This window comes from Stutzerimonas balearica DSM 6083 (assembly GCF_000818015.1).
Taxonomy (GTDB): Bacteria; Pseudomonadota; Gammaproteobacteria; order Pseudomonadales; family Pseudomonadaceae; genus Stutzerimonas; species Stutzerimonas balearica.
This window is the reverse complement of record NZ_CP007511.1, coordinates 1,057,395-1,080,644: the sequence shown is the minus strand read 5'-3', so window position 1 is coordinate 1,080,644 and position 23,250 is coordinate 1,057,395. Positions and strand designations below refer to the sequence as shown.

22 protein-coding genes and 1 tRNA gene are annotated in these 23,250 nt (G+C 61.8%); 11 read left to right on the top strand and 12 right to left on the bottom strand.

Going from position 1 to position 23,250, the window contains the following annotated elements:
* Positions 1-291: 291 nt before the first annotated feature.
* A complete protein-coding gene (locus CL52_RS04890) occupies positions 292-1,053 on the bottom strand; it encodes a ZIP family metal transporter (RefSeq protein ID WP_009686175.1) in 762 nt (253 codons plus the stop codon).
* Positions 1,054-1,195: 142 nt separating this feature from the next.
* A complete protein-coding gene (locus tag CL52_RS04885; protein ID WP_008928737.1) occupies positions 1,196-2,092 on the bottom strand; it encodes a cation efflux transmembrane domain-containing protein in 897 nt (298 codons plus the stop codon).
* A gap of 98 nt (positions 2,093-2,190) precedes the next feature.
* Between CL52_RS04885 and cadR the strand changes: the two genes are divergently transcribed.
* Entirely contained in the window at positions 2,191-2,625 is a 435-nt protein-coding gene (cadR, locus tag CL52_RS04880; protein WP_008175821.1) for a Cd(II)/Pb(II)-responsive transcriptional regulator, read from the top strand.
* A 554-nt stretch (positions 2,626-3,179) separates the two neighbouring features.
* On the opposite strand, the gene CL52_RS04875 is transcribed toward cadR, so the two are convergent.
* From CL52_RS04875 to CL52_RS04865, 3 genes are all read right to left on the bottom strand, one after another.
* Positions 3,180-4,202, bottom strand: coding sequence for a replication protein RepA (locus CL52_RS04875; RefSeq protein WP_023109374.1), 1,023 nt, complete (start codon positions 4,200-4,202; stop codon positions 3,180-3,182).
* A gap of 38 nt (positions 4,203-4,240) precedes the next feature.
* Positions 4,241-4,453 (bottom strand): helix-turn-helix transcriptional regulator, encoded by a 213-nt coding sequence (locus CL52_RS04870; protein WP_021264081.1) that lies wholly within the window; start codon positions 4,451-4,453, stop codon positions 4,241-4,243.
* Between the two features lie 324 nt (positions 4,454-4,777).
* The gene (locus tag CL52_RS04865) at positions 4,778-5,797 is read right to left on the bottom strand and encodes a UV damage endonuclease UvsE (protein ID WP_043218872.1); all 1,020 of its coding nucleotides are present in this window, start codon (positions 5,795-5,797) and stop codon (positions 4,778-4,780) included.
* A 254-nt stretch (positions 5,798-6,051) separates the two neighbouring features.
* Here CL52_RS04865 and CL52_RS04860 point away from each other — a divergent pair, with 254 nt between their 5' ends.
* The 7 genes from CL52_RS04860 to CL52_RS04830 all read left to right on the top strand — a co-directional run bounded on the left by CL52_RS04860 (position 6,052) and on the right by CL52_RS04830 (position 14,613).
* Positions 6,052-7,215 (top strand): isovaleryl-CoA dehydrogenase, encoded by a 1,164-nt coding sequence (locus tag CL52_RS04860; RefSeq protein WP_043218871.1) that lies wholly within the window; start codon positions 6,052-6,054, stop codon positions 7,213-7,215.
* Positions 7,216-7,309: 94 nt separating this feature from the next.
* Complete coding sequence (locus CL52_RS04855; protein WP_043218869.1) at positions 7,310-8,917, top strand: carboxyl transferase domain-containing protein; 1,608 nt, start codon at positions 7,310-7,312, stop codon at positions 8,915-8,917.
* Positions 8,918-9,031: 114 nt separating this feature from the next.
* Entirely contained in the window at positions 9,032-9,832 is an 801-nt protein-coding gene (locus tag CL52_RS04850) for a gamma-carboxygeranoyl-CoA hydratase (protein WP_043218866.1), read from the top strand.
* Positions 9,829-11,781, top strand: coding sequence for an acetyl/propionyl/methylcrotonyl-CoA carboxylase subunit alpha (locus tag CL52_RS04845; protein ID WP_043218862.1), 1,953 nt, complete (start codon positions 9,829-9,831; stop codon positions 11,779-11,781). The genes CL52_RS04850 and CL52_RS04845 overlap by 4 nt, the downstream gene beginning before the upstream one ends.
* Positions 11,782-11,945: 164 nt before the next feature.
* Positions 11,946-12,848, top strand: coding sequence for a hydroxymethylglutaryl-CoA lyase (locus CL52_RS04840; protein WP_043222952.1), 903 nt, complete (start codon positions 11,946-11,948; stop codon positions 12,846-12,848).
* A gap of 132 nt (positions 12,849-12,980) precedes the next feature.
* Entirely contained in the window at positions 12,981-14,159 is a 1,179-nt protein-coding gene (locus CL52_RS04835; RefSeq protein WP_043218860.1) for an acetyl-CoA C-acetyltransferase, read from the top strand.
* Between the two features lie 58 nt (positions 14,160-14,217).
* Positions 14,218-14,613, top strand: coding sequence for a MerR family transcriptional regulator (locus CL52_RS04830; protein ID WP_043218856.1), 396 nt, complete (start codon positions 14,218-14,220; stop codon positions 14,611-14,613).
* Between the two features lie 279 nt (positions 14,614-14,892).
* Here the strand turns inward: CL52_RS04830 and CL52_RS20555 are convergent, their stop codons facing one another.
* Together CL52_RS20555 and CL52_RS04825 are read right to left on the bottom strand one after the other, a co-directional pair.
* Complete coding sequence (locus CL52_RS20555; RefSeq protein ID WP_158485395.1) at positions 14,893-16,875, bottom strand: AAA family ATPase; 1,983 nt, start codon at positions 16,873-16,875, stop codon at positions 14,893-14,895.
* Between the two features lie 14 nt (positions 16,876-16,889).
* Positions 16,890-17,216, bottom strand: coding sequence for a hypothetical protein (locus CL52_RS04825; protein WP_043218855.1), 327 nt, complete (start codon positions 17,214-17,216; stop codon positions 16,890-16,892).
* Between the two features lie 496 nt (positions 17,217-17,712).
* Here CL52_RS04825 and CL52_RS04820 point away from each other — a divergent pair, with 496 nt between their 5' ends.
* Positions 17,713-17,958, top strand: a complete 246-nt coding sequence (locus CL52_RS04820) for a FitA-like ribbon-helix-helix domain-containing protein (protein WP_043218853.1) — start codon at positions 17,713-17,715, stop codon at positions 17,956-17,958.
* Positions 17,955-18,407: a type II toxin-antitoxin system VapC family toxin gene (locus CL52_RS04815; protein ID WP_043218851.1), complete on the top strand. Its 453-nt coding sequence runs from the start codon at positions 17,955-17,957 to the stop codon at positions 18,405-18,407. The genes CL52_RS04820 and CL52_RS04815 overlap by 4 nt, the downstream gene beginning before the upstream one ends.
* Positions 18,408-18,470: 63 nt before the next feature.
* Here the strand turns inward: CL52_RS04815 and CL52_RS04810 are convergent.
* From CL52_RS04810 to otsB, 5 genes are all read right to left on the bottom strand, one after another.
* Positions 18,471-18,547: transfer RNA gene (locus CL52_RS04810), tRNA-Met, on the bottom strand.
* A gap of 101 nt (positions 18,548-18,648) precedes the next feature.
* Positions 18,649-19,533, bottom strand: a complete 885-nt coding sequence (locus CL52_RS04805; protein WP_043218850.1) for a DMT family transporter — start codon at positions 19,531-19,533, stop codon at positions 18,649-18,651.
* Between the two features lie 23 nt (positions 19,534-19,556).
* The gene (can, locus tag CL52_RS04800; RefSeq protein WP_041107521.1) at positions 19,557-20,201 is read right to left on the bottom strand and encodes a carbonate dehydratase; all 645 of its coding nucleotides are present in this window, start codon (positions 20,199-20,201) and stop codon (positions 19,557-19,559) included.
* Between the two features lie 85 nt (positions 20,202-20,286).
* Positions 20,287-21,675, bottom strand: coding sequence for an alpha,alpha-trehalose-phosphate synthase (UDP-forming) (otsA, locus tag CL52_RS04795; RefSeq protein WP_043218848.1), 1,389 nt, complete (start codon positions 21,673-21,675; stop codon positions 20,287-20,289).
* Entirely contained in the window at positions 21,672-22,460 is a 789-nt protein-coding gene (gene otsB, locus CL52_RS04790; protein ID WP_043222950.1) for a trehalose-phosphatase, read from the bottom strand. The genes otsA and otsB overlap by 4 nt, the downstream gene beginning before the upstream one ends.
* A gap of 149 nt (positions 22,461-22,609) precedes the next feature.
* Here otsB and CL52_RS04785 point away from each other — a divergent pair, with 149 nt between their 5' ends.
* Positions 22,610-23,173, top strand: coding sequence for a hypothetical protein (locus CL52_RS04785; protein WP_043218847.1), 564 nt, complete (start codon positions 22,610-22,612; stop codon positions 23,171-23,173).
* The last annotated feature ends 77 nt before the right edge of the window (positions 23,174-23,250 follow it).

Here is a 23,250-nt window from a genome sequence, read left to right as displayed (position 1 = left end):
GCCTCCAGCAAGTAGAGCCATCCCCCCTGTCAGAAGCGGCTTATAGCGCACGCCCGTGTATAGGCTAGAGGGTAGCGCGCACTTATCACCCAATGCTCTCTCGCCTCCGAATCCAGGATCAACCCTGTGGCTCATGCTTTCTTGCTCCGCTTAATCAAGCTGCGTCAATTCATTCGGCCGGCTGGCCAGGGTGGCAAAGTGAATGTTTCTGGACTCGACTAGGTGCGCCGTAAGCTGGGAGCTGCTTCGTATTCGGCCAGCACGACAGTGGCTGTGTTGGGGAGCAGTACGTTAGCTTTGCGATACCACCCCTTCCAAGCCCGCTGATACCAGAACGAACAGGACGAAGCCGCCTATGAAAGCCAGCGGTGAGATGTGCGTATCGTCACCGCTCTCGTGAGCCTCGGAGACCATATCTTCGATGGCAGCGACCGTGAGAAGGCCTGCCGTGAACGTCAGTGCCGCTAGCTTAAATGCCTCCGGCTGGTTCCTGAGTACGAAGTAAGCAAAGACGGCTGCCGAGAGCACAGGAATCGCGAAGGAAGCAGAGAGCAGTATCCGCTTGCTACGAGGGATTCCTTTATCTTTCATGGTGGCGATCGTCGCAAAGCCCTCAGGAACATCGGCGAGAACCTGACCCGCCGCCAGGATTATCGCGACCGACGGTGAGACCGCCGACCCCGCCCCGATCAGGAGGCCATCGCTGAACAGGTCGATGGATACGGCGATATAGATCATCCAGACACTCGTCTGACCGCCTTCTCCCTGCTGGCCTTGTCGCTTCTGGAGACTCTCAACGAGCTTCTCGATACCTACGTAAGCAATGCCGCCCAGCGCGAAAGCGAGGGCGATTACCCAGGCTGAGAGGTTCTCTAGCACGCGCGGCATGATTTCAACCGCCACCACCGCAATGACGAGGCCGGCAGCGCCGTGAAGGGCGTAATTGAGACGGCGCCCGGTAGTTCGGGAGGCCTCCGCAGCGAGCCCACCACTAAAATTGCCTAAGGCGGGCAACAGCGCCAGGCCGAGTACCAGCCAGATACTATCCATCATCTTCCTTCCTTGGTTGATTCCTAGATACGCTACCTTGCTGGCTCCGAGCCTTCGCGCTATATGCTGTCGTTCAGGCCTAGCGCGCTTGTACAGCCACTTCGATCAAGTGTCCCAGGCATCGATAGCTGCGTACCGTGCAGCCTCACCCCTTGAGCGCCAGGATGCGCCGAGCGCCGTTGAGGACGATCAGGCCCACGATGGTACCGATAATCAGGTCAGGGTAGCTGGACCCCGTCCAGGCGACCAAGGCACCGGCGGCGATGACGCCCATGTTGATCACCACATCATTGGCCGAGAATATCCAGCTTGCCTTCATATGCGCGCCGCCTTCGCGGTGCTTGGATATCAACAGCAGGCAACCGGTATTGGCGATCAACGCGACGAAGGCGATCGCCATCATCATCAGCGATTCAGGCTCACTACCGAAAACAAAGCGTCGCACCACCTCGACGAGTACGCCGATAGCCAAAATCAGTTGCAGTACCCCTGCCAGATGCGCGGCACGTACCTGCATTTTCGCACTGCGCCCTACGGCATAGAGAGCCAGGCCATAGACGGCTGCATCGGCAAACATATCCAGGGAATCAGCGATCAGGCCGGTAGACTGGGCGATCAGGCCAGCAGTCATTTCCACCACGAACATGATCGCATTGATACCGAGCAACACGCGCAGAGTGCCTGACTCCTGCGTAGCAGAGACTGCCGAGCTCTCAGCGGCCTTGATCGTCTCTGGGTCGGCAATGACGGTTTCCTGAAGAGAGGCGCCTAGCCCCAAGGTCGCCAGTTTCGCGGTGATGGGCTCAGCCTCGCCGTCATGCACGACCTCCAATCGGCGGTTCGACAAGTCGAAGGACAGCGTTCGAATCTCATCAAAGCCGTTCAGCGCCAAGCGGATCATCCGTTCTTCTGAGGGACAATCCATCTTCGGCACAGCATACACGCTGACCCATTCCCCTGACGCTTCGGAGGAGACCGGCATATCGGTATCCGCTGCAGGCGTTGCATCGCAGCTACATGGGCCACCACAGGCTTTACTCACGATACGGCTCCAGTTAACCAACATAGATTGCTAGTATTAAAAACTATATAGCTACTATAAGGTCAATGGGACAGATGATCCGTTGAGGAGTAAGCCTGATGCGCATTGGTCAGTTAGCCCAGATAGCGGGTATCGACACGCAGACGATCCGCTTCTATGAGCAGCAGGGCCTGTTGCCGCCGCCAGAACGGCAGGAGAATGGTTACCGTGTCTATACCGAGAAGCATGGCGAGTGGCTTGCCTTTATCCGCCGCTGCCGAATTCTGGACCTGTCACTGACAGAGATTCGCGAGCTACAGAGCTATCAGGACGACCCTCGCCAGCCCTGTACCGCCGTCAACGCCATGCTCGATGACCACATCTCTCATGTGCGGTCGCAGATAACTGCTCTGCAAGCGCTTGAGCAACAACTCGTTTCACTGAGGGCGAGTTGCAACGAGGGTCGGGAGATCAATGCCTGCGGCATCCTGACGGGGATCAGCGAGGAGAGCAAACAACAGCTGTATAGGGCTAGCTCAGGCCGTAAGGACTGAGCAGAGACATGCCGGACCTTGCAGTGACATTGTGAATGCATGGTGTGTTGATCGCGAAGCCTCACTGCGTATCTCGGCATGCGAACCTGGGCGTTGCTGCAAACTTGCAGGGGCCGTGAAGAAGAGTCGTCATCAACCAGGTAATCCGCTGAGCTGATGGTTGGTTCCGTCATCATGATATGAGCCAATCAACCAAAAAATCCGGATACCCTTTTAAATAACGAGTAGCCGCGCAGCGACCGGAGGGTGCGAAGGATTGCCCACAGCCGAAGAGCGGCAGCTACTAGGTTTTCTATAAATACTAGAAAAGCCTAAAAGCAGAACTACTAGGGGCGGTCTCTCCATTTCGCTGAATCCCCGTCCCAGTGGGGTTTACAGGCGATTCCGCACGTCGGCCGTGACTAGCGATGTCACGTAAAACGGCTAGCGATGTCACGTACCGATGACTAGCAATGTCACGTGGACAACTTGCAGAAATGGCACCAAAGCCAGCTCTGGCAAGGGTTTCAGCCTTACTAGTGATGTCACGTGGACAACCCGAAAAGCCCGCAGGCTTATCCTCTCCTCTTGGTCGCTGCGATATGTAGGCGTGCAGGGGTGAGGATCAGGTGGTCTTTCGTTTCCTCGATGTGGTTCCGAGCCTCGGGATAGAACAGCAGCGCTTCATTTAGCCGGAGGCGGAAATTGGTCTTGAAGTTGGCCAGCCCCTTAGGAGTATTCGCATAGCCAGAGCCGAACTGCCTCATCAAGCCAGCCCAAGGCACCTGAGCAAGCCGCTTGCCGCCCTTGATTGTCGCCACGTTCAGACTGAACATGCGGTAGACCAGCCATGTGTAGATATCCATCGCCAGAGGCGACTTCTTGAGCGCTTGAAGCGCCTCCATTCTGATCGGCACCGGAGCATGGGTCAGGCTCTCGAAGAAGTCCGTACTGAGGGTGATTGAGCTGTCCCACAGTGCGGGCTGCTCAGTGTCGCGGGCGTTCCAGAAGAGAAATGCCCGTTTGGCGATCAGGATGTTTTCGATACCCAGTGCATCCCCGTCCGCGCCGCTGACGGAGATCAGCGAGCGGACTAGCCGCAAGCTCTGGTCACGCACTCTGGCGATGTACCGGCCATCGTTGTACAGGTCGAGCTTTTCCAGAAATTCCGCCTGTGAGCGCCCCAGCGATAGCTCCGGACTGCCTGTGCGGACGGCCTCGGTACACATCCACGCCAACAGCAGGCGCGGCAGACCGCCATAGGGCACGCCATGTTTGGGGTTAGCTGTGATGGAGAGGGTCAGCTTGCCTGTGCCGCGTTCAAAGTAGTTGCTCTTGGGGTCTGTATGAGGAAGCGTGGCCTGCGCCAGAAAGTGCGCGATGTAGCCTGTCGCGCCTGCGCTGCGGGCCTGCTCGACCTCCAGCTCCACGGCTTCGTCGATCAGGTGGCGTACCCGCGGAGTCAATACTTGGGCGGCGTCGTGCTGCTCCGCCTGCTTCGCCACCTCGGCGGCATTCTGCCTGATCCGCTCCAGCGGATCGCGCTTGAGCGTGGCTTTTGCCACACCAGCGTCCAGCAAATTGCCCACGCTGCGCATCGTCAAATCCTGACCCTCGACCGGCGGGATCGCAGCGATCAGGGATGGACAGCGTTGTTGTTGGCGGTGCGGGCGGCAGCGGCCTTCTGTCCGAGCCAGGTATCAATCTCGTGTTCCAGCCATCCGACAACCCGCTTGTTGATCTGGATGCATACCGGGAATGTCGGATCATCGCGTGTGATCCGCCAGAGCGTTACGTCATTGATGCCGCCAAGCTTTTCGCAGACGGCCTTGCGGCGTAGAATTTTCATCGTCCCCACCTCCTGCACATTGAAAGTCGATGCAGGAAGTTTCAGGCGGCGACCCGGCAGCGGTCACGGATTCCCAGAAGGGAATTTTTGCAGCAAAAAATCCGACAGCAGCGATGCGGGCCAGGCAAGCGATGCGCGGGCTTCGCTCCGGGTAGCAGCGGCCAAAGTGTATATGGAAGTGACTACAAGATGAGTGACAACAGGGGTAATTCCGCATCCATAAACGCTTTACGGACAGATTTCTGGTTTAACGTCTGATCCCCTGCCCGCTTCACCAAGGCCCCGCGCGCTCGAAACGCCGGGGCCTTCGCGTTTGTGGAGGCATCACGCCGGCGGCAGATAGCGCTGGTGGAATTCCAGCGCCGCCAGGTTCTTGTCCTTCGCCTCGAGCATGATGTCGAAGCGATCGAGAAAAGCCAGCGCATAACGGTTGCTGCACTCGTTCCACATGCGCTTGCTGTGTGCATAGAGGTCGCGCTTGTTCACTTGCGTCAGCAGCTCGGGAATCTGTAGCGGGCGGTCGGCGGCGAAGCCCAGCGTCATGAGCGATTCGGGCGGCTGAGAGTAGTGCATGGTGGGTCGCTCGCCGCGCCAGCTGTCGATCACCTGCGCCACGCGCACATCCTCGGGGTCGATATAGCGCTCCTCATGAATCCAGCAGTGATGGATGTCGAGGACCACCGGAGCCAGGTCAGCCAGGCCCAGGCAGTCATCGAGGCCGTAGGTCTTTTCGTCGTTCTCGAAGGTGATGCAGTTGCGCGCCACCTCCGACAGCTTCGGCCAGACGCTGCGGATGCCTTCGGCCCCCAGCTTGCCGGCGATGTGGATGTTGCACTTGAAGTCCTGGAAGCGCTGGCCAAAGCCCATCATGCGAATCATATCGGCGTGGTATTCGAACTCGGCCAGACTGTTGGCCACCACCTCGGGGCGGTCCGAGCCGAGCACGCAGTACTGCCCCGGATGCATGGACAGGCGGATACCGGCAGCACGCGCGGCTTCGCCGATCGCCGCGAAGCCGGCAATCAGGCGATCCTGGATTTCGGGCCGGCGATAGAAGCCCGCTACCTGCTCATGGCTGTAGAACGGCAAGAGGTCACTGGACAGGCGCAGCATGCGCAACGCCTCCGGTAGCGTGGCGACATAGTCGAGCAGCAGGCGCTGCGCCGTCAGGTTGTGCTCGACGATCTCCAGCAGCCGCTGTTCGGCCGCCTCACGGCCAACCGAGGCCATCCAGCGCAGGGTGGTCGTGCGCGGGTTGAAGGTCCGCTCGATGCGCTCGAGCTCCTTGAGCGACTCGCTCTGCTGCGGATGGCGGTACTGACAGGCAAAGCCGATTCGGGGCATGGGACGTCACGACCTCTTTTGAATGAGCGCCGCTCCTCGCGGCGCCAGGAAAACTCAGCAAGCTCGAGATTGGACGAACAGCAACGCCAGGTGTTCGTCGCCTCCGCGGCACGCAGATTACCGGCCAGCCGAAGGGTTTGACAGTCGCCGGAAGCAGCATTACGTTAACGTAAAGGTCACCCGGCAAGCACCGCATGAATACTCGAACCCGGTGCGACCACTCATGACAACAACTACAAGACAGAGTACGCCCCATGCCCTACTCCAGCCTCAACTTCGCCCTTGGCGAAACCATCGACATGCTGCGCGACCAGGTGCGCGCCTTCGTGGACGCCGAGCTGGCGCCGCGCGCCGCCGAAATCGACGCCACCAACACCTTCCCGATGGACATGTGGAAGAAGTTCGGCGAGATGGGCCTGCTCGGCGTCACCGTGCCGGAGGAGTATGGCGGTGCAGGCCTGGGCTACCTGGCCCACGTGGTGGCCATGGAGGAGATCAGCCGGGCCTCGGCCTCGGTGGCGCTGTCCTACGGCGCCCACTCGAACCTGTGCGTCAACCAGATCAACCGCAACGGCAGCGAGGCGCAGAAGCAGAAGTACCTGCCCAGGCTGATCAGCGGCGAGCACGTTGGCGCGCTGGCGATGAGCGAGCCGAACGCCGGCTCCGACGTGGTCTCCATGAAGCTGCGCGCCGAGAAGCGCGGCGACCGCTACGTGCTCAACGGCAGCAAGACCTGGATCACCAACGGCCCGGACGCCAACACCTACGTGATCTACGCCAAGACCGACCTGGACAAGGGCCCGCACGGCATCACCGCGTTCATCGTCGAGCGTGACTGGAAAGGTTTCTCCCGCGGCAACAAGTTCGACAAGCTCGGCATGCGCGGCTCCAACACCTGCGAGCTGTTCTTCGACGACGTCGAGGTGCCGGAGGAGAACGTGCTGGGCCAGCTCAACGGCGGCGTGCGCGTGCTGATGAGCGGCCTCGACTACGAGCGCGTGGTCCTCGCCGGCGGCCCGACCGGCATCATGCAGGCCTGCCTGGACGTGGTGGTGCCCTACATCCACGACCGCAAGCAGTTCGGTCAAAGCATCGGCGAGTTCCAGTTCATCCAGGGCAAGGTCGCCGACATGTATACCCAGCTCAACGCCAGCCGCGCCTATCTCTACGCCGTCGCCCAGGCCTGCGACCGTGGCGAAACCACCCGCAAGGATGCCGCCGGGGTCATCCTCTACACCGCCGAAGCCGCGACGCAGATGGCCCTGCAGGCCATCCAGATCCTCGGCGGCAACGGCTACATCAACGAATTTCCCACCGGCCGCCTGCTGCGCGACGCCAAGCTCTACGAGATCGGCGCCGGCACCAGCGAGATCCGCCGCATGCTGATCGGCCGTGAGCTGTTTAACGAATCCAAATAATCCGTAGGGTGGAAAACGGCCAGAGGCCTTTTCCACCGCATTTACGACAAGGTGGAAATCGCTTCGCGGATTTCCACCCTACGGGAGCCCGTCCATGGCCATCCTGCATACCCAGCTCAATACCCGCTCGCCGGAGTTCGCCGCCAACAGCGCGGCCATGCTCGAACAGGTGAACGACCTGCGCGCCCTGCTCGGCCGTATCAGCGAGGGCGGCGGCGCTATCGCCCAGCAGCGTCATACCGCGCGCGGCAAGCTCCTGGTGCGCGAGCGCATCAACGCCCTGCTCGACCCCGGCTCGGCCTTTCTCGAGGTCTCGGCCCTGGCCGCCCACGAGGTCTACGGCGAGGACGTGCCGGCCGCCGGCGTGGTCGCCGGCATCGGCCGCGTCGAAGGCGTCGAGTGCATGATCATCGGCAACGACGCCACCGTGAAGGGCGGCAGCTACTACCCGCTGACGGTGAAGAAGCACATCCGCGCCCAGACCATCGCCCAGCAGAATCGCCTGCCGTGCATCTACCTGGTCGACTCCGGCGGCGCCAACCTGCCGCGCCAGGACGAGGTGTTCCCCGACCGCGAACACTTCGGCCGCATCTTCTTCAACCAGGCCAACATGAGCGCCCAGGGCATCCCGCAGATCGCCGTGGTGATGGGCTCGTGCACCGCCGGCGGCGCCTACGTGCCGGCCATGGCCGACGAGACCATCATGGTGCGCAACCAGGCCACCATCTTCCTCGCCGGCCCGCCGCTGGTGAAGGCCGCCACCGGCGAGGTGGTCACCGCCGAGGAGCTGGGCGGCGCCGACGTGCACTGCAAGACCAGTGGGGTGGCCGATCACTACGCCGAGAATGACGCCCATGCCCTGGCCATCGCCCGCCGCTGCGTGGCCAACCTCAACTGGCGCAAGCAGGGCCGGGTGGAGAGCGCCGCGCCGCGCGCGCCGCTGTACGCCAGCGAGGAGCTGTACGGGGTGATCCCGGCCGACGCCAAGCAGCCGTTCGACGTGCGCGAGGTGATCGCACGACTGGTCGATGGCAGCGAGTTCGACGAGTTCAAGGCACTGTTCGGCACCACCCTGGTGTGCGGCTTCGCCCGCCTGCACGGCTATCCGGTGGCCATCCTCGCCAACAACGGCATCCTCTTCGCCGAGGCGGCGCAGAAGGGCGCGCACTTCATCGAGCTGGCCTGCCAGCGCGGCATCCCGCTGCTGTTCCTGCAGAACATCACCGGCTTCATGGTCGGCCAGAAGTACGAGGCCGGCGGCATCGCCAAGCACGGCGCCAAGCTGGTCACCGCGGTGGCCTGCGCCAAGGTGCCGAAGTTCACCGTGATCATCGGCGGCAGCTTCGGCGCCGGCAACTACGGCATGTGCGGCCGTGCCTACGATCCGCGCTTCCTGTGGATGTGGCCGAACGCGCGGATCGGCGTCATGGGCGCGGCCCAGGCCGCCGGCGTGCTCACCCAGGTCAAGCGCGAGCAGGCCGAGCGCAGCGGCAAGACCTTCTCCGCCGAGGAGGAGGAAGCCATCCGCCAGCCGATCCTCGAGCAGTACGAGCGCCAGGGCCACCCCTACTATTCCAGCGCGCGGCTGTGGGATGACGGCGTGATCGACCCGGCGCAGACTCGTGAGGTACTCGCCCTGGCCCTGTCGGCCAGCCTGAACGCCCCGATCGAGCCGACCCCGTTCGGCGTGTTCCGGATGTAAGCCCAGCGCGACCGGCACCCAGCGCCTGCCTGTAGGAGCCAGCTTGCTGGCGATCCCGGGCAGGCCGCGAGGCCGGAAGATCGCGAGCAAGCGCGCTCCTACAGGAAGCAGCAGATGACCGATTTCCAGACAGTACGACTCGAACTAGATGCGCGCGGCTTCGCCACCCTGTGGCTGGACCGCGCCGACAAGAACAACGCCTTCAACGGCGCGATGATCAGGGAACTGATCCAGGCCCTCGACCAGGTCAAGGACCGGCCCGAGCTGCGCTTCCTCATCCTGCGCGGCCGCGGCCGGCACTTCTCCGCCGGCGCCGACCTGGCCTGGATGCGCGAGGCCGCCGAGCTGGACTACGACGCCAACCTGGCTGACGCCCACGAACTGGGCGAGCTGATGTACAACCTCTACCACCTGCCACTGCCGACCCTGGCCGTGGTACAGGGCGCCGCCTTCGGCGGCGCGGTGGGCCTGGCCGCCTGCTGCGACATCGCCATCGGTGCCGAGGATGCGCTGTTCTCGCTGTCCGAGGTGCGCATCGGACTGGCTCCGGCGGTGATCAGCCCGTTCGTGGTCCAGGCCATCGGCGAGCGCGCCGCGCGCCGCTATGCCCTCTCCGCCGAACGCTTCGACGGCTTGCGCGCCCGCGAGCTGGGCCTGCTCGCCGAAACCTACCCGGCCGCCGAGCTGGACGCCGCCCTCGAGCAATGGATCGCCAACCTGCAGTTGAACAGCCCGCAGGCGATGAAGGCGACCAAGGACCTGCTCGAGGAAGTCGGCAGCGGGGCCCTCGGCCCGGACCTGCGCCGCTACACCGAAAGCGCCATCGCCCGCCTGCGCGTCAGCCAGGAAGGCCAGGAAGGCCTGCGCGCCTTCCTCGAGAAACGCAGCCCCGCCTGGCAGGAGAAGCAAGCATGAGCCGACACATCGACACCCTGCTGGTGGCCAACCGCGGCGAGATCGCCTGCCGGGTGATGCGCACCGCCAAGGCCCTGGGCCTGACCACCGTGGCCGTGCACAGCGCCATCGACGCCGAAGCGCGCCACGCCCGCGAGGCCGACATCCGCGTCGACCTCGGTGGCGCCAAGCCGGCCGACAGCTACCTGCTGGTCGACAAGCTGATCAAGGCAGCCAAGGCCAGCGGCGCCCAGGCCATCCACCCCGGCTATGGCTTCCTCTCCGAGAATGCCGGCTTCGCCCGCGCCTGTGATGCAGCCGGGCTGATCTTCCTCGGCCCGCCGGCCAGCGCCATCGACGCCATGGGCAGCAAGTCGGCGGCCAAGGCGCTGATGGAAACCGCCGGCGTGCCGCTGGTGCCCGGCTACCACGGCGAGGCCCAGGACTACGAGACCTTCCGCGCCGCCTCCGCCGTGATCGGCTACCCGGTACTGCTCAAGGCGGCCGCCGGTGGCGGCGGCAAGGGCATGAAGGTGGTCGAGCGCGAGAGCGAGCTGGCCGAGGCACTGGCCTCCGCGCAGCGCGAGGCCCAGGCTGCCTTCGGCGACGCGCGCATGCTGGTCGAGAAGTACGTGCTCAAGCCGCGCCACGTGGAGATCCAGGTGTTCGCCGACGGGCACGGCAACTGCCTGTACCTCAACGAGCGCGACTGCTCGATCCAGCGCCGCCACCAGAAGGTGGTCGAGGAGGCCCCGGCCCCAGGCCTGTCCCCCGAACTGCGCCGTGCCATGGGCGAAGCCGCGGTCAAGGCGGCCAAGGCCATCGGCTACGTCGGCGCCGGCACCGTGGAGTTCCTTCTCGATGCGCGCGGCGAATTCTTCTTCATGGAGATGAACACCCGCCTGCAGGTCGAGCACCCGGTCACCGAGGCGATCACCGGCCTTGATCTGGTCGCCTGGCAGATTCGCGTCGCCCGTGGCGAGCCGCTGCCGATCAGCCAGAACGAGGTGCCGCTGCACGGCCACGCCATCGAGGTACGCCTGTATGCCGAGGACCCGGACAACGATTTCCTCCCTGCAACCGGCACTCTCGATCTCTACCGTGAAGCCGCGGATGGCCCGGGCCGGCGCGTCGACAGCGGCGTGGCCGAGGGCGACACCGTGTCGCCGTTCTACGACCCGATGCTCGGCAAGCTGATCGCCTGGGGCGAGAACCGCGAGCAGGCCCGTCAGCGCCTCTTGGCCATGCTCGCCGAGACCGCCGTCGGCGGAGTGAAGACCAACCTGGCCTTCCTGCGTCGCGTGCTGGCTCATCCGGCCTTCGCCAACGCCGAGCTGGACACCGGCTTCATCGCCCGCCACCAGGGCGAGCTGCTGCCGCCGCAGGGCGGACTGCCGGAGTCGTTCTGGCAACTGGCCGCCAGCGCCTTCGTTCAGGGCGAGGCCGAGCGCGAGCGCGGCGACGACCCGCACTCGCCGTGGCAGAGCAAGTCCGGCTGGCGTGCCGGCCTGCCGGCCGAGACCGACCTGGCCCTGAGTTGTGGCGAGGCCCAGCAGATGGTGCGCCTGCGCCCGGCCAGTGCGCCGAAGGCGCAGCTGACCGGCGAGCAGCTGGTGGTCGGGCAGGATGGGCTGCGCCGCCAGTACCGGGCGATCCGCCGCGGCGACAACCTGTATCTGGAATGGGATGGCGAACTGCGCTGCGTCCAGCGCGTCGACCCGATCGCCGAGGCCGAAGCCAGCCACGCCCACCACGGCGGGCTGACCGCGCCGATGAACGGCAGCATCGTCCGCGTGCTGGTCGAGGCGGGCCAGCACGTCGAGGCCGGCACCGCCCTGGTGGTGCTGGAGGCGATGAAGATGGAGCACAGCATCCGTGCGCCCCAGGCCGGGGTGGTCAAGGGCCTGTACTGCAGCGAGGGCGAACTGGTCAGCGAAGGCACCGCGCTGGTGGAGCTGGAGGACGCCTGAGGCAGATAGGGTGCCCGGTGGGCAAGGCTGCGCCGTTGTCCACCTACACTGGCACCGTCCCCCGTAGGGTGGAAAACTCGCGCAGCGATTTTCCACCATGACCATCACCGTCGCGCCACAGAGTCCGAACCTCGACACGGAAACCATCGATGAACACAACCGCCATTGCCCTGCCCCAGCATGTCCGCCTGGTCGAAGTCGGCCCGCGCGACGGCCTGCAGAACGAGAAACAGCCGATCAGCGTCGCCGACAAGGTGCGCCTGATCGACGACCTGAGCGCCGCCGGCCTCGAATACGTCGAGGTCGGCAGCTTCGTCTCGCCCAAGTGGGTGCCGCAGATGGCCGGCTCCGCCGAGGTGTTCGCCCAGATCCGGCAGAAGGCCGGTGTTACCTACGCCGCGCTGACTCCCAACCTGAAGGGCTTCGAGGCGGCCATGCTCGCCGGGGTGAAGGAAGTCGCGGTGTTCGCCGCCGCCAGCGAGGCCTTCTCGCAGAAGAACATCAACTGCTCAATCGCCGAGAGCCTCGAACGCTTCGTGCCGGTGATGGAAGCCGCCCGCGCGCAGGGCGTGCGCGTACGTGGCTACGTGTCCTGCGTGCTCGGCTGCCCCTACGAGGGCGAAGTGGCGCCGCAGCAGGTCGCCGCGGTGGCCCGCGAGCTGTTCGAGATGGGCTGCTACGAGGTCTCTCTCGGCGACACCATCGGCACCGGCACCGCCGGCAAGACCCGTACCCTGTTCGAGGTGGTCGGCCGCGACATCCCGCGCGACAAGCTGGCCGGGCACTTCCACGACACCTACGGCCAGGCGCTGGCGAACGTCTACGCGAGCCTGCTGGAAGGTATCCAGGTGTTCGACAGCTCGGTGGCCGGCCTTGGCGGCTGCCCGTACGCCAAGGGCGCCAGCGGCAACGTGGCCAGCGAGGATGTGCTCTACCTGCTGGACGGCCTGGGCATCCACACCGGCATCGACCTCGACGCGTTGATCGCCGCTGGCGAGCGCATCTGCGCCGTACTCGGCCGCGACAACGGCTCGCGCGTGACGCGCGCCCGGCGTGCCAGCGCCTAGCGGCAGGACTCGCCAGTCATGTTCCTGTCCCTATACTGCGTTTCCGTTTCCATCCGCCATGCATAAACCAGTCAACCGCCGCCCAGCCCGCATGGCTGGCGCGGCGACCACCGGAAGAATCTGGAGCCCCACATGCAAGACGTCGTCATCGTAGCTGCAACTCGCACCGCCATCGGCAGTTTCCAGGGTGCACTGGCCACCATCCCAGCCGTCGAGCTGGGCGCGACCGTCATCCGCAGCCTGCTGGAGAAGACCGGGCTCGACCCGGCCGAGGTCGATGAGGTGATTCTCGGCCAGGTGCTGACTGCCGGCGCCGGGCAGAACCCCGCCCGCCAGGCCGCGATCAATGCCGGCCTGCCACACGCCGTGCCGGCAATGACCCTCAACAAGGTCTGCGGCTCCGGGCTCAAGGCGCTGCACCTGGCTGCCCAGGCGATTCGCTGCGGCGACGCCGAAGTCGTCATCGCCGGCGGCATGGAGAACATGAGCCTGGCCCCCTACGTCATGCCCGGGGCACGTACGGGCCTGCGCATGGGCCACGCGCAGATGATCGACAGCATGATCACCGACGGCCTCTGGGATGCCTTCAACGACTATCACATGGGCGTCACCGCCGAGAATCTGGCAGCCAAGTACGACATCGACCGCGAGCAGCAGGACGCCTTCGCCGCGCGCTCGCAACAACGCGCCAGCGCCGCGCTAGAAGCCGGCCGCTTCGCCGACGAAATCACCCCGGTAATGATTTCCCAGCGCAAGGGCGACCCCGTCGCCTTTACCCGCGACGAGCAGCCGCGCGCAGGCACTACCGCCGAGGCGCTGGCCAAACTGCGGCCAGCCTTCAAGAAGGATGGCAGCGTCACCGCCGGCAACGCCTCGAGCCTCAACGACGGTGCGGCCGCGGTCATCCTGATGAGCGCCGCCAAGGCGCAGGCGCTGAAATTGCCGGTGCTGGCCCGCATCGCCGGCTACGCCAACGCTGGGGTCGACCCGGCGATCATGGGCATCGCCCCGGTTTCGGCTACCCGCCGCTGCCTGGAAAAGGCCGGCTGGACGCTGGAACAGCTGGATCTCATCGAAGCCAACGAAGCCTTTGCCGTGCAGGCATTGTCGGTGGGCAAGGAACTGGGCTGGGACGATGAAAAGGTCAACGTCAACGGCGGCGCCATAGCCCTCGGCCACCCGATCGGCGCCTCGGGCTGCCGCATTCTGGTCACCCTGCTGCATGAGATGCAGCGTCGCGACGCGAAGAAGGGCCTGGCTACCCTCTGCATCGGCGGCGGCCAGGGCGTGGCGCTGGCCATCGAGCGCTAAGCCACTCTTCCCGGCCGCCCGAACCCAGCGGCGGCCGGGCTTACCAACGGACGAACAGATGTCGACACAGACCTACAGCATTTCCGACCTCGCCGCGGAACTGGACATCACTACCCGGGCGATCCGCTTCTACGAAGAACAGGGCATGCTCTCGCCAACCCGCCGCGGCCAGGAGCGCATCTACTCGCCCAAAGACCGGGTCACCCTCAAGCTGATCCTGCGCGGCAAGCGCCTCGGCTTTTCGCTAGCCGAATGCAAGACCCTGATCGAACTCTACGACCCCAAGGCCGGTAACAGGAAACAGCTGAACATCATGCTCGAGATGATCACCGAGCGCCGCCGGCAGCTGGAGCAGCAAATGCTCGATATCCGCCAGATGCAACTGGAACTGGATACCGCCGAAGAACGTTGCCGTACCGCACTCGAGCACACGGAACGAGAAGTTGGCCGTTGAGGGACCAGGCGCTTACCGCTAGCCGTGAGACTCGACCTCATGGCCCGCTCCGACAAGCGCTGCGCGCAAGGCCAACAGTTGAGCAAAAGAGAAAGGGGGTTAGCTTTCGCTAACCCCCTTTCTATATATGGTGGCTACACCGGGACTTGAACCTGGGACATCAGCGTTATGAATCGCCTAGGCACTCACCTAGTCCCCATAAATGGCCGGTTCCAGCATCGCCACTGCCCCAGTCAACCTAGGTATTACAGAGACCTGGCCGATGTAGTCACAAGCAAATCAGTCAGTCGCAGCGGTGCGGTCCCGCCCGCTGCGTTTAGCGGAGGGTCTTTTCCGTAGCTTTTTTTCAGCCCCCAAAAATTGACTAATTTCCAACACCCATCCCGGTGGTGGCGTATCACCTGACAAACCAATATAGCGATTAGCAAACATAACCTTAAATCTAGGAACAGAAAAAATTTTCTCCAAAACTTGCTTATCAGTGTCCCTCATATTCAATGCGAGTCCAGATGCCTGCGATTCGACAAGCACAGAAGGAGGCTCGGAAAACTGGGAATAAAGTTCGGCCTGCTCCTCTTGAAAACTCTGAAGCGTAGAGATGAAGATATCTGGCAGCAGGCAATCCTCAATTTCTGTTGGCGGATAAAATATATCACTACCAGGAACAACCAATTCTGTTTTCCCAGTTGCGGGATTATTTATCAATCTCCGCATTCTTATGTTCTTTATTGAGTCAGGAGCCTCAAAGGCTGAGTATTTCTTATCGGTATCGACAACAAAGTAGACCTTTCCCTGTATGCAATCCCTATCATTATCCAGCGCCATGGTCACATAATTAAAGACCCGCTTAACATTGGCACTACCACCAACTGCGAGAACATAAGGCCGTACTGGCAAATTCCTAAAGAAATGATCAAGGTAGATTTTATCCGACGACCCCTCACACACCACCCAATTGCAATCAGAAGCAGTAACCGACGCGATTATTGACTGAACAAGATCATTGATCCCTTTCAATTCTATATTGGTAGGAAGAATTCCGCCCGTTCTTTCCTTTAACCTCTTAATATCCTCTCTAAAACAACGAAGATCAATTAACGGAACGTCAGATCGATCATCTTTGGGTATGTATACAGCAACACCACTAGAGATAACCGGCATAAACCCATACCAATGGGTTGTCACCAATGACTGCACCCCGGATGTAGATATCTCTTTTACCTTTTCAAACTGCTCGAAGCATGCAGAAACATGCAAGGACAGCTCCGGCTCATCAATTGCTAGTACTACTTGTTGACCACCTACAGAAGCCCCCTTCAAAAGGAAGCCTCGTGCGACATCGATTATTGCCCTTCGCTTTTCACCAGAGCTCAAATTGTTAACTGGCGTGGACTCTTCGCCGTTCTTTCTAGATAAAACCTTAGACTCAAAAAAAGCTTCAATCACCTTCTCGGTGAAATGTGACTGATTAAAAAGATTCTGTTTTTTGGCTGGTTTCTTGTATTCGTACCCTTCAAGAGTTTCAGCAATTTCGGTTAAGAAAGCATTCAGGTTCCGATTTATGCCTCTAACTGTCTCACCATCAATAAACTCACGAACAATATCGTTCAGCTTCCGCCCCAGCAAAGCCTGTATTGTTCTCCCTTCAATTTTTGTATAAGCATGAAAATCTATTTCGGATGGAAGATAAACGTAATTGTAAGCCGATGACAGATTCTCATATATTTCCGAAGCAATTTTTTGCTCAACAACAAAAGGCTTCTCTCCGATTATATTTTCCAATGGCTCAAAAATAGAAAAATAAACCTCTGCAGATCCGTTTGCACTTTGCTTTCGCAAACCCAACGGAAGAAGGTAGTACTCCTCAGGACCAAATCCTTCTTGTATCAAAACATCTCGATGTCGACAAAATTGGTCTGAGAGCTTCCTATGTGCGGAATTAAATTCTGCTCTAGGAGCGCACCAAGCCATAGAGCTCAGCTCTTCAACAATTTCTTTATGCTTTGAAAAAATCGCTTTCTGCTTGTCAATCAAAAAAATCGGACATATAAACGGCTCACGAGTATCAAAGCTATTCATAGTGATTGTGTGGTTGTAATTCCAATCAACACCATTAAAAAAACTGTTTAAAGCCTCTAGAACAGAGCTCTTACCGGCACCATTCTCACCAACCAAAGCCGAAAACATTTTTCCGTTGGATATCGGAAGAAAATTAATATTTTGATATATCTTGAAATTTCGAACTAATAACGCAACAATCATCACACACCCCATAATTACCAAGTCTTAATACGTCGCCCGTCCATACACTCCTTGACGTCATCGTCGATTACGTTCCCAGGCTTAATGCATTCCTTCATGGTGCGCCGAACCCCGCGACTGGCTTCGCGTTCGCGTTGATCCTGGGCTTTGAGGTTGGCTCGGGCGGCTTCGCCCATCACGCCTTTGGAGCCAGCGAAGAACTCGTTGATTAGGCGGATCATGGTGTTGCCATAGGCTTCGGCAGCAGGTCGCATTGCGTCACCGACTTGGGTGGCAATGGGTTTGGATTCTTCAGCGAGGATGGGGCTTGCGATGAGCGCCAGTGCCAAAATCCGTTTCATTGGTCTTCTCCATTCCTTCGGGCGTACCAGCGCCTAGCTACTTCCTGTGTGATCGCTATCCCGCGTTTGGATTGGCCAAGTTTCGGTTGGCCTCGTCGTAGTCCGGGCTCGTCTGGCGATTGTCTGGTAGCACTTCGCCAGTAAGCAACCACCACTTATAGGTGGGGAAGACCCTGGCGAGGGTTTCTATCTCGTCCGCGCCAACCCGCGCGCGTCCTCGCTTGACGTTCATCCATCGCGGATAGTCGGTCTCACCGGCTTTTCGAAAGCTCAGCCAAGCTCGCGGCATTGGGCTCTGTCTGCTGGTCCGGACGAGAAATGGCGAACCCCGCGTCTTCCCCCGCTCAATGCGGTATGCGCATCTCTCGCCGGACCATCTGGAATCTGCCCTTCGCCTATCTTCCTTCACTTATCCAAAGCGGCCATGCGGTGGTATTCGCTTAAGGTTCGTGCAGATATGCTAGCAATGATTGCACTGGATTCACTTGGAGACTCTATGGCCAGCATTACGATCCGAAACCTTGATGACGACCTGAAGGCGAAGTTGCGCGTTTTAGCAGCTAGCCATGGGCGCTCGATGGAAGAAGAAGCCCGAATCATCATTCGGCAAGCGTTGTCGCGGCAGGAAAAGCGTGGCGGGCTGGGTACTCGCATTCACTCCCGTTTTGCTTCGGTCGGCGGTGTGGATCTCGCCTTGCCTGAGCGAAAAGACAAGGCCCGAGCAGCGAGATTCGATGAATGATCCTGCTTGATACCAATGTGCTGTCTGAACTGATGCGAGCCAAGCCAGCGCCGCAGGTAATCGAGTGGGTCGACGCCCAGCCGGCGAGCGAGTTAGCGATCAGTGCGATCACCGTCGCGGAGATTCTTTACGGCATTGGCAGAATGCTGGACGGCAAGCGCAAACAAGGGCTGCTCGACATAGCCTCGGCCATGTTTGAGGAAGATTTCGCCGGCAATATTCTGCCGTTCGATGCAGACGCCGCCGTTCACTATGCAGAGATTGCCGCGGCAACCGAAGCGAAGGGGCGGATAGTAGATATGGCAGACGCGCAGATCGCTGCGATTGGACGGCTACACGATGCAGTCATCGCGACTCGTACTACCCGTCATTTCGAGCCACTGGGGGTGGCTTTGGTCGATCCCTGGAGGGGCGGGGGTAACAGGATTTCGTCTGTAGACAGGATGTAGTCACTGCGTAGTCAGCGGCACAAACAAAAAAGGGGCTAGCTTTCGCTAACCCCTTGTTTTGTATGGTGGCTACACCGGGACTTGAACCTGGGACATCAGCATTATGAATGCTGCGCTCTAACCGACTGAGCTATGTAGCCAAGTGGCGCGCATTATTCTCCTGCGGTTCCTGGCTGTCAACCCCACGCCCGTAAATTTCTAATCCTTTTCAACTGCTTACCTGCCGAGCGCCGGCTTGGCTCTAGCTGTGCTGGCGCAGGTTCGGGCGGGTGGCCATGAGCAGGCCGGCGAAGATCAGGCCGCCGCCGATCCAGTGGTAGTGCCTCAGTGCCTCGCCAAGCAGCAGCCAGCCGAGCAGCGCGGTAAAAACCGGCATCAGATAGCTGGCCAACGCCGCCCGAGCGGCACCGACGCGGGCGACGCCATTGTTCCAGGCGAGATAGGCGACCAGCGAGGCGAACACGGCGGTGTAAGCGATGGCAGCGAGGTTTGCCGGGGTGGCGGTGAATCCGCCTACCTGATGGAGCTCGTAGAGATAGAACGGCAGGATCAGCGGGATGCCGATATAGATCAGCGTAGCCAGCAGCACCAGCGGTGGCACTGCGAGCCGCGTTGCCCAGCGACGCAGCAGCAGCGTGTAGAGCGCCCAGGCGACTACCGCGACAAGCATCAGCAGGTCGCCGCGGCGAAAATCGAGGTTGGAGAGCGCGCTCCAGCTGCCCTGGCTGATGAGGTAGACAAGGCCGCCAGCCGCCACGGCCATCCCGGCCCAGGCACGGCGCAGCGGCCATTCGCCGAGCAGCAGGCCGGCGCCGATGAAGGTGGCCAGTGGCAGGCAGGTGTTGACCAGCGTGAGATTGATCGCCTCGGTGCTCTGCGCCGCCGAATAGAGCAGCGAGTTGTAGCTGGCGATGCCCACTGCGGCGAGCGCCGGCAGTCGCCAGCCGGCGGCACGCAGGGTGCGCCGGTGCGCCAGGATCGGGCGCGCGACGAAGGGCAGCAACAATGCGCCAGCGAGCATCCAGCGCCAGAACGACAGGCTCAACGGCGGTATCTCGCCGTGATAGGCGCGCGCGACCAGCGCGTTGCCGCTCCAGCAAAGCACGGCCACCAGCAGCCCGAGCAACGCCCAGGCCTGACTGCGGTTGGCTACAGCGGTTTGCGCGGCTGCAGGCGGTATTGTGTCGGCAGTTGTTCCGCGCTGCTGATGGTGACGTCTAGGTCTTTCCACAAACCATCCTTGATTCCATAGATACAGCCGTGAATCGACAGCGGTTGGCCGCGGTGCCAGGCATTCTGGACGATATTGGTATGGCTGACGTTAGCGACCTGCTGTATCACGTTGAGTTCGCACATCCGGTCGACCCTCGCCTCCTCGTCCGGCAGCGCTGCGATGGCCTCGTAATAGTCGTGATACAGGTCGCGAATGCCGCGCAGCCAGCCATCGATCAGGCCGAGCTGATCGTCGCGCATGGCCGCACGCACACCACCGCACCCGTAATGGCCGGTCACCAGGATGTGCCGCACCTTCAGCACGTCCACCGCATACTGGATGACCGACAGGCAGTTGAGATCGGTCTGCAGCACGACGTTGGCCACGTTACGGTGTACGAACAGCTCACCGGGCAACAAGCCGACGATTTCGTTTGCCGGCACTCGCGCATCGGAGCAACCGATCCACAAGTACTCGGGCACCTGCTGCCCGGCGAGTTTCTCGAAGAAGGCCGGATCCTCCTGCTTGATGGCTTCGGCCCAGCTCCGGTTGTTCTGCAACAGCTGATCAAGGTCGTTCATCGTCGCCCCCTGGCAAATTACCTGGCGTCACTTTACCGAGCGCCATCGAAGCACAGCAGGGGCGTACCTCTTCAGGGCTAGGCGTCTACTTGCCCGGCCCCGTCGGTCTCGAGACGAACGAGCGCAGGTCACGCAGGAAGTTGTCACGCCAGGCGTCGAGATCGGCGGCGCGAATCGCGCACATCATATGCTCATAACGATCCTTGCGCTCGGCCAATGGCATGCGCAGTGCCCGATCGAGCGCTTCGGCCATGCCGATGCAATCGTAAGGATTGACGATCAGCGCCGAGGTCAGCTCGCGCGCCGCACCGGCGAAGCGTGAGAGCACCAGCACGCCGGGATCCTCCGGATTCTGTGCCGCCACGTACTCCTTGGCCACCAGGTTCATGCCGTCGCGCAGCGGCGTGACGAACCCGATATCGGCCTGGCGAAACAGCCCCATCAGCACCCGGCGGTCGTAGCTCTTGTTCAGATAGTGCAGCGGTGTCCAGTCGAGATCGGAAAGACGGCCGTTGAGGTGCCCGGCCTGCGATTCGAGCTGTTCGCGAATGTGCTGATAGGTCCGCACGTCGGAGCGCGAAGTCGGCGCGATCTGCAGGAACTCCACGTTGTTGCGGTGCTCGGGGTACTTGTCGAGAAAACTCTCGTAGGCCTTGAAACGTTCCACCAGGCCCTTGGAATAGTCGAGCCGATCGACGGCGACGATGGTCTGGCGCCGCTGATCGCTGGCGCGCCGCATCGGATGCGTTCGCCCCTTGTAGCCCTCGGCCAGCTGCGCGATCTCGTCCGGGACCACCCCGATCGGGTAGACCCCGGCCCGGAAGTTCTGCCCGTACGCCGTCAGGCTGCCGTCCTCCTCGATCCGCCCGCGCACCTCACGCGTGACGTAATCCTGGAATGCCAGCCGGTCGGTTTCGGTCTGAAAGCCGATGAGGTCGTAGTAGCACAGCGTCTTGAGCAACTCGTTGTGCGGCGGGATGACGGTGAGAATTTCCGGCGGTGGAAACGGGATGTGCAGAAAAAAGCCGATGCGGTTGCGAATGCCCAGCTGCCGACAGGCCTCGGCGAAGGGGATCAGATGGTAGTCGTGGATCCAGATGATGTCGTCGGGCTCGAGCAGCGGCTTCAGCTTTTCGGCAAGCATCGCATTGACCCGGCGATAGCCGTCGTATTCCTCGCGGTTGTAGCGCGCCAGGTCGATGCGGTAATGGAAGATCGGCCACAGCGTGGCATTGGAGAAGCCCCGGTAGTACTGATCGTAATCGCGCTTGGTCAGGCCCAGGGTCACATAGGTGATATTGCCGACGGTTTCACTCTGGACGCGGGGCGATGCGCTCACGTCGCCATTCCAGCCGAACCAGATCCCGCCGGACTGGCGCAACGCATCGTAGACCCCGACCGCCAATCCGCCGGCCGCTACCTTGCCGGGGCGGATCGGCGCGACGCGGTTGGACACCACAACTAGACGGCTCATTGCGTTTCTCGCTTCTGTTCCGGTTGAAAGAGGGGCGCCGTGGGCAGGCCTGTCACCAGGCGCTGCAGCCAGGCGGCGACCGCTGCGACATCGTGCAGGCGCAGCTGGGCGCAGGTCGGGCCTTCGCCGACCTTGATCGAGATGCCGCCCAGCTCGTTGACCGCCTCGAAGCCGGCCTCGTCGGTCAGGTCATCGCCGACGAACACGGGCAATCGGCCGGCAAACGGCGCCTCGTCCATGAATGCACGTATCACCTCGCCCTTGCTCGCCCCGCGCGGCTTGAGTTCGTACACGCACTTGCCCGGCTGCAGCGTCAGCGCGTGCCCATAACGGGCCACGAAGTCGCCCGCCAGTGCCTCGGCCTGTGGCCCCAGCTCAGGCGCACCACGATAGTGCAGCGCAAAGGCGATGCCCTTGCTCTCCAGCCGCAACCCGGGGTGTTCGGCGCAGGCGATAGCCAGCTCTTGCTCGATCTCCGCCATCAGCTCGAGATCCAGCGCCGCCTGGGCCATGGCGCCATCCGCGCTGCGCCGCTCGGCACCATGAATGCCAGCAGCCGGCAGGCGCAGCGGAAACAGCAGACCGTCAAGCTGGGCCAACGGTCGCCCGGAAATCACCGCGACGGGCACACCCTGCCGATGCAGGTCGGCCAGCGAAATCAGTATTGGGGGTGGGATGAATACGTCGTCGGGACGGGGCTGGATATCTGCAAGCGTGCCGTCGACGTCGAAGAAAAAGGCGCAACGCTCGGGGCATTGCGCTAGCTGCCAAGAGGATTCGTTCATGTTCATTACGACTCCTGTCTGCGTGCTGTGGTTCTGGCGCTGTTGCACCGCGCTCACCGAAGCCTGCGACCACAGGGCGGCAGGCCTGAATCTTAACCGTGCCCGCCGGTCACAACTGCATCACCGCAATTGCCTGCAGGAGGTGTTCCATGAGCGAGCAGAAGCCCTATACACCGCGCGAAATCGATGACACCGAAGACCGCATGGGCTCGGTACCGCCCCTGGACTTCAGCGCTCGCAAGGACGAGCGCAAGGGACGAATCGGCGACCCGGTGCCGGAACGCGAGGCAGAAGAGACCTACCCGCCCGAGCGCGTCGCCGAAGCCGGGATGACCGAGGGCGAAGTCCCCGACGGCGATACCACCCTGGATGACCTGGCCCCCGAGACGCTGATTCCCGAGGATGGCGCGCGGTCACCGGAGGACCGTGGCCCGAGCGAGCCGGCCGATCGTGATCTGAGTGTAGTGTCCGAGCACCGCATCGGCGCCGACGTCGACCTCGACGAGGCCGAACAGGCGCGTTACGAGCCGCTGGATGGCAAACCCTGGGACGGCCCGGCCGATGGCGATGCCGATACGGGATTGAGTGGCGGTAGTGCCGTGCTGCAAAGCGACGACAGCGTGCTCGAGGAAGACGATTCGGTGCTCTCGGATGACGAGCTCGAAGGCGATGCCCCGCTGGACTCCAGCCGCGACAAGCGTCCGGGCGAGTGACCGAGCCGCTTGCCGCGCCCGAACGTCGGGTGGGGTCTGGTCGTAGGGTGGATGTCGCTTTTACATCCGCCTTCCCC

What these genes read in the sequence shown, in the direction of transcription:
- CL52_RS20555 (WP_158485395.1), bottom strand. Translation starts at nt 16,875, where the DNA reads ATGATTGTTGCGTTATTAGTTCGAAATTTCAAGATATATCAAAATATT.
- CL52_RS04830 (WP_043218856.1), top strand. Translation starts at nt 14,218, where the DNA reads ATGTCGACACAGACCTACAGCATTTCCGACCTCGCCGCGGAACTGGAC.
- CL52_RS04860 (WP_043218871.1), top strand. Translation starts at nt 6,052, where the DNA reads ATGCCCTACTCCAGCCTCAACTTCGCCCTTGGCGAAACCATCGACATG.
- CL52_RS04815 (WP_043218851.1), top strand. Translation starts at nt 17,955, where the DNA reads ATGATCCTGCTTGATACCAATGTGCTGTCTGAACTGATGCGAGCCAAG.
- cadR (WP_008175821.1), top strand. Translation starts at nt 2,191, where the DNA reads ATGCGCATTGGTCAGTTAGCCCAGATAGCGGGTATCGACACGCAGACG.
- CL52_RS04865 (WP_043218872.1), bottom strand. Translation starts at nt 5,797, where the DNA reads ATGCCCCGAATCGGCTTTGCCTGTCAGTACCGCCATCCGCAGCAGAGC.
- can (WP_041107521.1), bottom strand. Translation starts at nt 20,201, where the DNA reads ATGAACGACCTTGATCAGCTGTTGCAGAACAACCGGAGCTGGGCCGAA.
- CL52_RS04785 (WP_043218847.1), top strand. Translation starts at nt 22,610, where the DNA reads ATGAGCGAGCAGAAGCCCTATACACCGCGCGAAATCGATGACACCGAA.
- CL52_RS04825 (WP_043218855.1), bottom strand. Translation starts at nt 17,216, where the DNA reads ATGAAACGGATTTTGGCACTGGCGCTCATCGCAAGCCCCATCCTCGCT.
- CL52_RS04890 (WP_009686175.1), bottom strand. Translation starts at nt 1,053, where the DNA reads ATGATGGATAGTATCTGGCTGGTACTCGGCCTGGCGCTGTTGCCCGCC.
- CL52_RS04875 (WP_023109374.1), bottom strand. Translation starts at nt 4,202, where the DNA reads ATGCGCAGCGTGGGCAATTTGCTGGACGCTGGTGTGGCAAAAGCCACG.
- CL52_RS04870 (WP_021264081.1), bottom strand. Translation starts at nt 4,453, where the DNA reads ATGAAAATTCTACGCCGCAAGGCCGTCTGCGAAAAGCTTGGCGGCATC.
- CL52_RS04845 (WP_043218862.1), top strand. Translation starts at nt 9,829, where the DNA reads ATGAGCCGACACATCGACACCCTGCTGGTGGCCAACCGCGGCGAGATC.
- CL52_RS04820 (WP_043218853.1), top strand. Translation starts at nt 17,713, where the DNA reads ATGGCCAGCATTACGATCCGAAACCTTGATGACGACCTGAAGGCGAAG.
- otsA (WP_043218848.1), bottom strand. Translation starts at nt 21,675, where the DNA reads ATGAGCCGTCTAGTTGTGGTGTCCAACCGCGTCGCGCCGATCCGCCCC.
- CL52_RS04850 (WP_043218866.1), top strand. Translation starts at nt 9,032, where the DNA reads ATGACCGATTTCCAGACAGTACGACTCGAACTAGATGCGCGCGGCTTC.
- otsB (WP_043222950.1), bottom strand. Translation starts at nt 22,460, where the DNA reads ATGAACGAATCCTCTTGGCAGCTAGCGCAATGCCCCGAGCGTTGCGCC.
- CL52_RS04835 (WP_043218860.1), top strand. Translation starts at nt 12,981, where the DNA reads ATGCAAGACGTCGTCATCGTAGCTGCAACTCGCACCGCCATCGGCAGT.
- CL52_RS04855 (WP_043218869.1), top strand. Translation starts at nt 7,310, where the DNA reads ATGGCCATCCTGCATACCCAGCTCAATACCCGCTCGCCGGAGTTCGCC.